The following is a 10,890-nucleotide window of genomic DNA, read 5'->3' as shown; positions in this document are numbered from 1 at the left end:
ACTAATACAACACGACCCCCCCCCCCAACTCGGCGGGCCTGACCGGGCGTTCGTGCGCGGGGCCCCCCCCCCCCGCCCGGGACCCCAACCGCCCCCCAACCCCCGCGCGCACCGCCGCGGCGCGCCGCGAGCCGGGGGCCTCACCGTACGCCTGCACCAGCCGCAGGCCGAAGGCCTCGTAGTCGTCTGCGGTCAGGTAGCCGTCGCCGGTGACGTCGAGCAGGTCGAAACCGCTTCGGGCGCCGTAGGTTTGCGCGACGGTATGCGGTGCGGCGGCCATGTGCGCGTTCGCCCAGGCGAGCATTTCCCCGGTGGGAGCGGCCAGCATGCGCGTGTGATCGGCCCCGATGCACGTCACGAATTCCAAGGTGGTGCCCGCGCGGAGCAGTTCCGCGGCGAACTGTTCCACCACCGCCATGGGCAGCACCGCGTCCTCGGTGCCGGCGGCCAGCAGCACCGGGCGGTCGAAGCGGGCGGTGGGCACCCGGCAGGCGTGCAGCATGGCGTCCAGCCCTGGGCGACCGGTCAAACCGGTGGTGCCGATGTCCTGATTGGTGAGAACCGCTACGGCGTAATGGATATCGCGCACGGGCGCGGTTTCGGCCAGCGCGATGAGCCGCTGCCCGAGGCCGGTCATGAAGTCCTGGGTGGCGAGCCCGCGCGTGGTGCGCAGCCCGGCCAGCAGATACGGCAGGAACAGGGTCACCGGTGCGGAGTCGGCCGCGGTCTGCAGCCCGACGATCATCGGCACCTCGACCGGCGGGGCCAGCGCCACCGTGCCCCGGAAGTCCAGTTCCGGAGCGTATTTGGTGGCCATGAGCCCGGTGAACAGCGCGGCGTGCCCGCCCTGGGAGAACCCGACCGCCATCCACCGCGGGCTCAGCGGGTGATCGAGTTGCCTTGCCGCGCGCACGATGTCGACCACGTCGTCCGCGACGGCCTCGCCGTTGAAGTACGGATGCGGGCCGGGAGAGGCCAAGCCCTCGTAATCGGTGACGGTGACGAAGTATCCGGCCTGCAGCCAGGCGGCGACGTGGCGGCTCTCGGGCCGGGACAGCCCGGCGACCGAGGGCGCGGTGCCGTCGGACAGCCCGGTGGTGCCGTGCGCGTAGCCGATGACCGGCCAGCCGCCGCCGGGCGGCTCGCCCTCGGGTGCGAAAACCGAGCCGGTCATGATGCGCCCGGCCCCGTCGTAGCCGACGCCCTGGTACCAGACCCGGTATCCGGCGGCGGTGTGCGCGGGCCACATGCGGGGCGGGAGTTCCGCACTGCGGACGAGCGTCCCGGCTCGGTGGGCGGTGCCGACATCCACCGGATTCGCCGTCATCGTCATCGTCCGCTCCGTCCCGTGGCCGGTTCGCTGAACAACTCTGGGGTAGTGCGATCGTGCAGGGGAATTCTAGAGCGCCGGGCTATCTCCCAGCGGCAAGATTGCTCCGGTCGTATTCCGTTCGACCCCATCGGCCTGTACTGTCCCAGACAATAAAGGGAAGTATCGGGCGAACCGGTACGGATCGAGGAGTCGGGTTGGCCAGGAAACGCGTTCGTGAACGATCCCCGCTGGAGTTCCTGTCGGACCTCCTGGATCCCGGCCGCCTGCCCGCGAGCGTCGACGACAGCGCCGGGTACCTGGATCTCTTGGCCGCGCAGGGGTCGGCCGAGCGATCTCTGGCCCAGGTCGCCATGGAGAATCCGGTGCTCGCCCGGATCTACGAGGGGCTGTGGCGGCCCATGTTCACCCGGGCCTTCAGTTTCGGCGGCCCGGGCACCAAGCGGTACACCGACCGGGTCCTGGCCGAGCTGTCCCCATCCGGTGCCGGCCTGGTGCTGGACGTGGCCTGCGGGCCGGGGCTGCACACCCGCGCATTCGCGGCGAACCTCGGCTCGGACGGGCTGGCGGTCGGGCTCGACGTCTCCGTGCCCATGCTGACCCAGGCGGTGCGCGATTCGCGTGCCGAGCGGGTCGCCTTCCTGCGCGCCGATGCCCACGCGATTCCGTTCGCGGACAAGACGTTCGACTCGGTGAGCTGCCTGGCCGCGCTGTATCTGATCCCCGCGCCGCACGAGGTGATCGAGGAAATGATCCGGGTGCTCAAACCCGGCGGCAAGCTGGCGATCTTCACGACGGTGGACGAGAAACTGACCCGGATCCCGCTGGTGAAGCCCGTCCTGGCCGCGGCGAGTGGCATTCACATCTTCGGCCGGGACGAGATCACCGCGCGGCTGCGGCGGGCCGGGTTCGCCGAGGTGAACCAATTCATCAGCGGCCAGGGACAATTCGTCATCGCCACCAGGTGATCGGTCCGGTGCGCGCGGGAGCGCCGCCGACCGGCCGGAGACGCGCGAAACGGAGATTCGCCGGAAATCGGATCGGCTCGAGGGATGATCGGCACCGTGTCCAATGATTCGAGCGGCCCCGATATCAAGCCCCGCAGTCGCGACGTCACCGACGGACTGGAGAAGACCGCCGCGCGCGGCATGCTGCGCGCGGTCGGCATGGGTGATGCCGACTGGGGGAAATCGCAGATCGGGGTGGCGTCCTCGTGGAACGAGATCACACCCTGCAACCTCTCGCTGGACCGCCTGGCCACCGCCGGCAAGGAGGGTGTGTTCAGCGCGGGCGGCTATCCCATGCAGTTCGGCACCATCTCGGTGTCCGACGGCATCTCCATGGGCCACGAGGGCATGCACTTCTCCCTGGTGTCGCGCGAGGTGATCGCCGACAGCGTGGAGACGGTCATGCAGGCCGAGCGCCTGGACGGTTCGGTCCTGCTCGCGGGCTGCGACAAATCCCTGCCCGGCATGCTGATGGCCGCGGCCCGGCTGAACCTGGCGAGCGTGTTCCTGTACGCGGGCTCGATCCTGCCGGGCATCGCGAAGATGACCGACGGCACCGAGCGTGAAGTGACCATCATCGACGCCTTCGAGGCGGTCGGGGCGTGCTCGCGCGGGCTCATGAGCCGCGCGGACGTCGACGCCATCGAACGCGCCATCTGCCCCGGTGAGGGCGCGTGCGGCGGCATGTACACCGCCAACACCATGGCCAGCGCGGCCGAGGCCATGGGCATGTCGCTGCCGGGCAGCGCCGCCCCGCCCGCGACCGACCGCCGCCGGGACGGCTACGCCCGCCGCAGCGGCGAGGCGGTCGTGGAATTGCTGCGCCGCGGCATCACCACCTCGGACATCCTGACCAAGGAGGCGTTCGAGAACGCGATCGCGGTGGTGATGGCCTTCGGCGGTTCCACCAACGCGGTGCTGCATCTGCTGGCCATCGCGCACGACGCGAACGTCGATCTGACACTGGACGATTTCGCCCGGGTCGGCAGGCGCGTGCCGCACCTGGCGGACGTGAAGCCCTTCGGCAAGCACGTGATGACCGACGTGGATCGCATCGGCGGCGTGCCGGTGATGATGAAGGCGCTGCTGGATGCGGGTCTGCTGCACGGTGATTGCCTCACCGTGACCGGTCGCACCGTGGCGCAGAACCTCGCCGACATCGCGCCGCCGGATCCGGACGGCAAGGTGGTGCGGGCGATGAACTCCCCGATTCATCCCACCGGCGGCATCACCATCCTGCACGGCTCGCTCGCCCCCGGCGGCGCGGTGGTCAAGTCCGCCGGATTCGATTCGGACGTATTCACCGGCACCGCACGGGTTTTCGATCGTGAGCGCGCCGCCATGGATGCCCTCGAGGACGGCACGATCACCGCGGGCGACGTGGTGGTCATCCGGTACGAGGGCCCCAAGGGCGGTCCGGGCATGCGCGAGATGCTCGCCATCACCGCCGCCATCAAGGGCGCGGGCCTGGGCAAGGACGTGCTGCTGCTGACCGACGGTCGCTTCTCCGGCGGCACCACCGGCCTGTGCGTCGGGCACGTGGCCCCGGAGGCGGTCGACGCCGGGCCCATCGCCTTCGTGCGCGACGGCGATCAGATCCGCCTGGACGTGGGCGCGGGCACCCTCGACCTGCTGGTCGACAAGGAGGAACTCGACCGGCGCGCCGAGGGCTGGAACCCGCTGCCGCCCCGCTACACCCGGGGCGTGCTGTCGAAGTACGCGCGGTTGGTCGGTTCGGCGTCGTTCGGTGCGGTCTGCGACTAGAGCCGGGCCGCTGTGGCTGGGTCCTGCCGTACCGCTTGGCGGTCCGGGTACGGGCTGACGGGCTGACGGGCCGATGAGCTGACGGGCCAACGGGCTGCTGAGCTGACGGGCGGCGGCCAACGGGCTGATGAGCTGACGGACGGGGGCTGACGGGCGGTGGCCGACGGGCGGGGGCCGACGGGCGGCGGCCAACGAGTGGTGGGCGATGCCCCCCAACTGACCGGCTCAGGGCCGCCGAGCCGGTGGGCCGCCGAGCCGGTGGTTGTCAGGCGACCAGACGCAGGTGGGCGCGGGCCGGGGTGGTCGGCCCGCCCGCCCGGGTCAGCAGCCGGGTCAGCGCCTCGGCCACCCGGGCGGGCTGTTCGAGGATCACCGAGTGGCCCGCGCCCGGGATGAGCACCAGGTCCGAGTAGTCGACCGCGGCGGCCATGGCGACCGAATGCGACGGCGGGGTCATCGGGTCGGCGGACCCGCACAGCACCAGGGTCGGGATCCGCGACAGGGCGGCCAGGACGTGGGTGCGGTCGTAGTCGGTGAACGCGCGCAGGAAGCTCGCCATCGTGACCACCGAGGTCTCGTTGTGCATGGCGTTGGCCAGACTCAGCAGCCGCGGGCCCACCGCACGCCCGTCGGCGGCGCCGCGCACGATCGGCGCGAAAGCCTTGCGCGCCAGATGTTTCGCGTACTGCATGGGGTGCGGCGCCCAGCGCACGGCGGCCTGGAACAGGGTGATGAGCGGGTGGCGCAGCAGTCTGCCGAAGCCGGACTCGGCCAGCCCGTTCGCCGCGGTCGCGATGAGCGCGACGCCGGCGATCCGGTCGCCGATCTCGTGCGCGTGCTGGCTCAGGTAGGTCAGCACCGTCATGCCGCCCATGGAATGGCCCACCAGCACGATCGGCCCGGTGGGCGCGACGGTCTCGAGCACCGTGCGCAGGTCCGCGCCGAGTTGTTCGAGGTTGTAGGTGCGATGGGCGGCCGCACCGGACGCGCCGTGCCCGCGGTGGTCGTAGCAGATGACCCGGGCGCCCGGGTACTGCCGCAGCAGCTCGTCGCGGACGCGGGTCCAGGTCTGAGCGCGCTGGCAGTGCCCGTGCAGCAGCACGACCGTGAGTTCCGCGTGCGCCGGGCCGTACTCGTGTACGGCCAGTTCCACGCCGTCCGCGGTCGAGACCGGGACACGACGTTCCGCCGTCGCGGCGATCGTGCTGGACTTCGACATCGGGGTTCTCCGGTCTGCTCGGTGGTGTCTCCACTGTCCATCGGATTCGGTCCCGGCTCGAGGGGCCCGAGTGGTGGGGTGTGTCCTCCGAGGGGTGGCGAATTCACACCCGGGGGTGGGGTCCGGTTGCAGAAATATGATGACCGGTCTACTGTTTTCGGCATGGGAAAGAAGGGCGCCGAGACGCGCTGCCGGCTCCTGGCGGCGGCGCGCTCGCTCGTCGAATCGCACGGCTACTACGGAACGGGTCTCAATCAGATCCTGGAAATCAGTGGCGCGCCGCGTGGTTCGCTGTACTTCCACTTTCCCGGCGGCAAGGACCAGATCATTTCCGAGGCCATCGCGGAGTCGGCGGCCGAGATATCGGCGGTCATCGAGACCGCCGAGGCCGCGGACGCGCGGGGGTATCTCGAGCTGCTGGTCGAGTTGCTCGGGGAGCGCCTGGAATCCTCGGGCTGGACGGCGGGCTGCCCGGTGGCCGGTGTCGCCCTGGATGTGACACCCGCCAATGGTGCTGTGCAGCAGTCGTGTTCGGCCGCGTACTCCGAATGGGAGAAGCTGCTGCGTGACCGCCTGACCGACTACGGGCACCCCGAACCCGAGCGCCTGGCCACCGCCGCGCTGGCGCTCATGGAGGGCGGGCTCATTCTGAGCCGAGCCCATCGCGACCGGGGACCGCTGCGCCGTATCGCGGGGACCCTCGACACCCTCGTCTGACCTACTTCCATCTCGGCCGCCGACGCGCGGCCATTTCTTCGACCCAAGAATATGTAAATCGGTCTACTGAAAGTGATTGCCATGACCCACGCCGACTCCATCGTCTTCGGCGCCGCCGGATTCATCGGCCGCTCCCTGGTCGCCGAACTGCTGCGCGACGGTCACACCGTCGTGGCCGCGGTGCGCGCGGGCAGCGGGGACCGGCTCACTTCCTGGCTCGCCGAGCAGGGCGCCGACCAGCGCGCACTTCTCGTGGCCACGGCCGACATCACCGCACCGAATCTCGGCCTCACCGCGGACTTTCACGGCATCCGCGACGTCTACAACACCGCCGCGCTCATGAAGTTCGGCCTCGATGCCGAACGCGCGCAACGGGTCAACCTCACCGGTGCGCTGGACGTGGCGCGCTGGGCGAGCAGGCAGCCGGAACTGCGCCGCCTCATCCACATCAGCGGCTACCGGGTCACCGCCGAAGGCGGCGCCGAGGCCGACTATCGCGCCGGGGCGTACGAGGCGTCGAAAACCGAGGCCGACCGGGCCTTACGCGAACTCGCTCGGCAGCTGGGCGTACCGCTGACCGTGGCCAACCCGGCGTCGGTGCTCGGGCCCGGGCAGTACTTCGGCCTCTCCGATCTGGTGGATCAACTCTGGCGGGGACAGTTGCCCGCCCTGCCGGGACGTCGCGATTCCTTCGTTCCCATAGTCGGAATCGACTATGTGGCACGGTTTCTGGCCCGCGTTGCCACGCTGCCCGAGACCGCGGACCGGGCCTACACCCTGCTCGACCCCGCCACCCCCGACCTGCCGGACCTGATCCGCCTCATCGCCGCGCACCTGGGCGTGCGGGCTCCACGCCTGCGGATCCCGGTGCCGGTGCTGCGCGCACTGCCGCGCGTGCTGACCGGGGCCGAACCGGAATCGCTGGGGTTCATCTCCGGCGATCGATACGACACGAGCGCCGCCGACGCGGTGGCCCGAACCCTGGGCATCGAGCACCGGCCGTTCGCGGATGTCCTGCGCGACTGGGCGGACGGCGTGGTCGCCACCCGTAACGGGGTGATCCCCGAGCGAACCGGGTCCGGGTTCCGGGACGGAACCTGGGTGTCCGGCGACGCTGCCGATCCGGAGTACGTTCTCTTGCACGGACTTCCGCTGGACAGCGACTCCTGGGATGGAGTGACGAAAGCTCTTGCCGCCCGGACGCTTTCGGCGGACCTGCCCGGCTTCGGCCGCTCGGCTCCCCGTCCCGGCTCCCTCGGCGACTGGCTCGGCGAGCTGATGGCCCCGGTCCGCACCCGCCCGGTCCTGGTCGGCCACTCCCTCGGCGCGGCGGCCGCGGTCGACTACGCCGAGCGCCACCCCGATCGGGTCTCCCGCGTGGTCCTTATCTCCCCGTTCTTCCTCCAGAAACGCGCCCCCTGGACGCTGCGCAACCCCCTGACGGCCCGGGTCCTGAAACGCCTGCCCGCCTCGAAACTGGCAGCGCAACTGGACATCTCGAACGGCTCCGCAACCGCGAGCGCGCATGCGGCGCTGCGCCGCCCCGGTGCGGCCGCGCGCGTGGTTTCCGCCTTGTCGGCGGTGAGCGCCCCGGCCTACCGCACCGATATGGCGACCCGCCTGTCCCGCCTGCGGGTCCCGGTGCTGATCATCCACGGCGCCCAGGAGCCCCTCCTGGTTTCCACCATGCACCCCGTCGTGGCCGTGCCGGGCGCAGGGCACAATCCCCACATCACACACCCGGAGTTGATCGCCGGTCTCGTGGCCGAGCCAGCGCCTGTCTCCGGCTGAGGCCGGGCTTCCTGATCCGCACGCCGGCCCCCTGTCGCACGGCCCGCGCTGCCTGATCGGCCGGTGCCGCCGCGCACGGTCCCAGCCGGTGGCGCAGCGACCACCACCGCCATCCCGCCGTAGCGCCCGCGCGAGGCGGGACCGACAGGCTTGCCGGTCGCGGGCCCGTTCGCGCCGCCCACGACGAGCAGCCCGTCGATGCAGCTCACCTTCGACACCGACGGCTTCGCGAATCGCGGACCACCTGCTGCATCGCACGGGGCCGGGCCCGGAAACGTGACCGGTTGCGAGCCGCGCGGGCGGTGCGTCACACACTTACCCCGCCTGCGGTGATCGGACGTGGCGGGGCGAGTGATGTGCCTATCGGTGAGCGGGCCTGCTCAGCGGCAGACGACGTCGACGATCTGCTGGGCGACCGGGGCGATGGGGCTCGCCTTGCCGCCGGTCGCCTCGATCAGGAACACGAGGGGGTAGGCCACGATCGAGCAGACCGGGGACGGCGGCGGTGGGGTCGCCTGCGCGGTCGCGGCGCCGGTGATCAGCGCACCGGTGGTCAGGACGCCGGCGATGCCGGTGGTGGCGAGCAGCTTGCGCATATCGATACCTCACTTCGTGGTCGAACTTGCTTGGGCACCCTCGGGATTCGTGGTCGCGGCGAGCGCGGCCACCGTGGTGATGTACGTCCGCTTATAGATAGCTGAACATTCGCTGTTACGGCTTCCGTGCCGATTCTCGGAGATGTGCGCAGCGCCACTCGTAACCGCTGGTCAAGTGCACGAACGCGGTTCGGCGATCTTGTGCTCATGCCCGATCGACGCCCGCCGCGCCGGCGAATCGACGAAACCGCGGGAATTCCGCCGTGTGATCGTGGGGTTGCCTTGACGTCGGCGTCAATGTTTAGCATCGGAATTCGAGCATCACACGCAGGAGGAACCGGCTATGCGAATAGGCGAGTTGGCCAGGCGCGCAGCCACCACGACCCGCGCGCTGCGCTATTACGAGTCGCGCGGATTGCTGTCCGCCCAGCGTGATGACGCCGGTTACCGGGTGTACGGCGAGCACGATCTACACGTGCTGCGGCAGATCCGGACCCTGCAGGACATCGGGTTCGATCTCGAGGAGATCCGCCCCTTCGTGGAGTGTCTGCGCGAGGGCAATCCCACGGGCGACTCGTGTCCGGCATCGTCCGAGGTCTATCGCAACAAGCTCGCCGAGATCGAGGAATGCATCGCACAGCTCGAGGGCGTGCGGAACTGGATTCGCGATCAGCTGACCCGGAACGATTCCGACGCCACCGACCGTGGCGAGCCGCCGAACTGCGAATGGGAGCCACCCGGCATCCATGCCGCGCGCTCGGCACTATTCACGAGGAGAGCAGTGCTATGACCAACACCGATACGGCTATGACCGGCGCCGACGCGGTCGTTCCGGTGACGGACGCCGATTTCGCGGCCGTGGTTCTCGACTCCGAACTGCCGGTCCTCGTCGACTTCTTCGCCGAACAGTGCGGTCCCTGCCGCATGCTCGTCCCCGTGCTCGCGGAGATCGCCACCGAGGAGGCCGGGCGCATCCGGATCGTGAAGATCGACGTGGGCGCGAACCCCGGCGTCCAGGCCACCTACGGCATCATGTCCACGCCCACGCTCATGGTGTTCCGGGGCGGGCAGCCGGTGAAGACGATGGTCGGCGCGCGCGCCAAGCGCCGCCTGCTCTCGGATCTGGCCGGCGTGATCTGACCGGCCGCGGGCCGGGAGCGGAGAGGCGCTGCTCCGCCCCCGGCCCGCCGCCGGCCGGGGGTATCTCAGGGTGCGCGTGGGACCTGGGGACGATGCGCGCACCGGGCCCCGCGTGTGAGTCTGCTGCTATGACTTCCAGGCGACGGATCGTGCGGACCGCGGTGGGCGCGTTGGTGTTGGCTTGCGCGCTGACCGCGTGCGGAACGAGCGCGGATTCCGATGCGCCACAGGTGCTCTCCGATTCCGCCCGCGCGCAGGTTCAGCGGGCGCTGGACGCCGCGGTCGCCGCGGGAACCGCCGGGGTGCAGGTGGTCGTCACCGAGGGCGGGCGGGACTGGCAGGCCACCGCGGGTGTCGGGGACGCGGGGACGGGGTCGGGCTTTCCGGCGGACGCGCACGTCCGGGCCGGCAGCAACACCAAGGCTTTCGCCGCCACCGTCATCATGCAGCTGGTGTCGGCGGGATCGGTGCAACTCGACGCGCCGATCGAGCGCTACCTACCGGGTCTGGTGCAGGGCGAGGGCATCGACGGGAATCGGATCACCGTGCGAAACCTCATGCAGCACACCAGCGGACTGCCCGAGTACCTCGAATTGCCGGAGCTGGACCGGGATTACGCGGATCTGCTCGACACGCGTTTCGACGCCGCCGAACTGGTGCGCAGCGCCGTGCGGACCATGCCCGCGCACTTCCCGCCCGGGGAGAAGGCCGAGTACAGCAACACCAACTATCTGATCCTCGGTCTGCTCATCGAACGGGTGACCGGTCGCACCTTCGCCGCGGAGGTCGCCACCCGCATCACCGAGCCACTCGGCCTGGGCGGCACCTACATTCCCGCGCCCGGCGAGCTCGGGCTGCGCGATCCGCATCCGCTCGGCTACGAGGTCGTCGACGGGAAACGCACGGATATGACGCGATACGACCCGTCTTTCGCGGGCGCGGCGGGCGCGCTCGTCTCCACCGGCGCGGACCTCAACCGCTTCTTCACCGCGCTGCTCTCGGGATCGCTGCTCGAGCCCGCGCAGGTGACCGAGATGCGGCGCGATCCCCGGCCGCTGACCAATCGCCCGGCCGGCATCGACTACGGGCTGGGCCTGGCGCTGCTCACGGTGCCCTGCGACAGGCAGGTGTGGGGTCACGGCGGTTCCATCCCCGGCTTCCGGACCTACGACGGGGTGACCGCGGACGGGCGCGCGGTCTCGGTGCTGGCGAACGAGCGCCCCGCGAACGCCGCCGCCGCGGCCGCCCTGCAATCGGTGTTCGACACCGCGATCTGCGCCGGGCCCTGATCGCGAAAACCGGTGCGCACCAGCGGTGCGCACCGGT

Annotated in this window: 10 protein-coding genes; 7 read left to right on the top strand and 3 right to left on the bottom strand. The window is 70.5% G+C overall.

Features of this window, described 5'->3' with window-relative positions:
* Position 1: 1 nt before the first annotated feature.
* On the bottom strand, positions 2-1,333 hold the full coding sequence (locus tag ABZ319_RS25185) for a lipase family protein (protein ID WP_354988941.1): 1,332 nt from the start codon (positions 1,331-1,333) through the stop codon (positions 2-4).
* 194 nt (positions 1,334-1,527) lie between these two features.
* Here ABZ319_RS25185 and ABZ319_RS25180 point away from each other — a divergent pair, with 194 nt between their 5' ends.
* Together ABZ319_RS25180 and ilvD are read left to right on the top strand one after the other, a co-directional pair.
* Complete coding sequence (locus ABZ319_RS25180) at positions 1,528-2,298, top strand: methyltransferase domain-containing protein (protein WP_354988940.1); 771 nt, start codon at positions 1,528-1,530, stop codon at positions 2,296-2,298.
* Positions 2,299-2,382: 84 nt separating this feature from the next.
* Entirely contained in the window at positions 2,383-4,101 is a 1,719-nt protein-coding gene (gene ilvD, locus ABZ319_RS25175; RefSeq protein WP_354988939.1) for a dihydroxy-acid dehydratase, read from the top strand.
* A gap of 265 nt (positions 4,102-4,366) precedes the next feature.
* Here ilvD and ABZ319_RS25170 read toward each other — a convergent pair whose 3' ends face one another.
* Entirely contained in the window at positions 4,367-5,320 is a 954-nt protein-coding gene (locus ABZ319_RS25170) for an alpha/beta hydrolase (protein ID WP_354988938.1), read from the bottom strand.
* A gap of 162 nt (positions 5,321-5,482) precedes the next feature.
* Here ABZ319_RS25170 and ABZ319_RS25165 point away from each other — a divergent pair, with 162 nt between their 5' ends.
* Both ABZ319_RS25165 and ABZ319_RS25160 read left to right on the top strand, forming a co-directional pair.
* Positions 5,483-6,037, top strand: a complete 555-nt coding sequence (locus ABZ319_RS25165; protein ID WP_354988937.1) for a TetR/AcrR family transcriptional regulator — start codon at positions 5,483-5,485, stop codon at positions 6,035-6,037.
* An 81-nt stretch (positions 6,038-6,118) separates the two neighbouring features.
* Positions 6,119-7,828, top strand: a complete 1,710-nt coding sequence (locus ABZ319_RS25160) for an alpha/beta fold hydrolase (protein ID WP_354988936.1) — start codon at positions 6,119-6,121, stop codon at positions 7,826-7,828.
* A 380-nt stretch (positions 7,829-8,208) separates the two neighbouring features.
* On the opposite strand, the gene ABZ319_RS25155 is transcribed toward ABZ319_RS25160, so the two are convergent.
* On the bottom strand, positions 8,209-8,424 hold the full coding sequence (locus ABZ319_RS25155; protein WP_354988935.1) for a hypothetical protein: 216 nt from the start codon (positions 8,422-8,424) through the stop codon (positions 8,209-8,211).
* A gap of 343 nt (positions 8,425-8,767) precedes the next feature.
* Here ABZ319_RS25155 and ABZ319_RS25150 point away from each other — a divergent pair, with 343 nt between their 5' ends.
* The 3 genes from ABZ319_RS25150 (at position 8,768) to ABZ319_RS25140 (ending at position 10,853) form a co-directional block, all read left to right on the top strand.
* The gene (locus tag ABZ319_RS25150) at positions 8,768-9,214 is read left to right on the top strand and encodes a MerR family transcriptional regulator (RefSeq protein ID WP_354988934.1); all 447 of its coding nucleotides are present in this window, start codon (positions 8,768-8,770) and stop codon (positions 9,212-9,214) included.
* Entirely contained in the window at positions 9,211-9,564 is a 354-nt protein-coding gene (gene trxA, locus ABZ319_RS25145; RefSeq protein WP_354988933.1) for a thioredoxin, read from the top strand. The genes ABZ319_RS25150 and trxA overlap by 4 nt, the downstream gene beginning before the upstream one ends.
* A 128-nt stretch (positions 9,565-9,692) precedes the next feature.
* Positions 9,693-10,853: a serine hydrolase domain-containing protein gene (locus ABZ319_RS25140; protein ID WP_354988932.1), complete on the top strand. Its 1,161-nt coding sequence runs from the start codon at positions 9,693-9,695 to the stop codon at positions 10,851-10,853.
* Positions 10,854-10,890 lie beyond the last annotated feature (37 nt).

Origin of the sequence: Nocardia sp. NPDC005978, from assembly GCF_040614455.1 — a bacterium.
Taxonomy (GTDB): domain Bacteria; phylum Actinomycetota; class Actinomycetes; order Mycobacteriales; family Mycobacteriaceae; genus Nocardia.
This window is presented reverse-complemented; position numbering and strand designations above follow the sequence as displayed.

Coding starts and splice junctions, on each gene's coding strand:
- ABZ319_RS25185 (WP_354988941.1), bottom strand. CDS start 1,333: ATGACGATGACGGCGAATCCGGTGGATGTCGGCACCGCCCACCGAGCC.
- ilvD (WP_354988939.1), top strand. CDS start 2,383: ATGATCGGCACCGTGTCCAATGATTCGAGCGGCCCCGATATCAAGCCC.
- ABZ319_RS25170 (WP_354988938.1), bottom strand. CDS start 5,320: ATGTCGAAGTCCAGCACGATCGCCGCGACGGCGGAACGTCGTGTCCCG.
- ABZ319_RS25165 (WP_354988937.1), top strand. CDS start 5,483: ATGGGAAAGAAGGGCGCCGAGACGCGCTGCCGGCTCCTGGCGGCGGCG.
- ABZ319_RS25160 (WP_354988936.1), top strand. CDS start 6,119: ATGACCCACGCCGACTCCATCGTCTTCGGCGCCGCCGGATTCATCGGC.
- ABZ319_RS25155 (WP_354988935.1), bottom strand. CDS start 8,424: ATGCGCAAGCTGCTCGCCACCACCGGCATCGCCGGCGTCCTGACCACC.
- ABZ319_RS25150 (WP_354988934.1), top strand. CDS start 8,768: ATGCGAATAGGCGAGTTGGCCAGGCGCGCAGCCACCACGACCCGCGCG.
- trxA (WP_354988933.1), top strand. CDS start 9,211: ATGACCAACACCGATACGGCTATGACCGGCGCCGACGCGGTCGTTCCG.
- ABZ319_RS25140 (WP_354988932.1), top strand. CDS start 9,693: ATGACTTCCAGGCGACGGATCGTGCGGACCGCGGTGGGCGCGTTGGTG.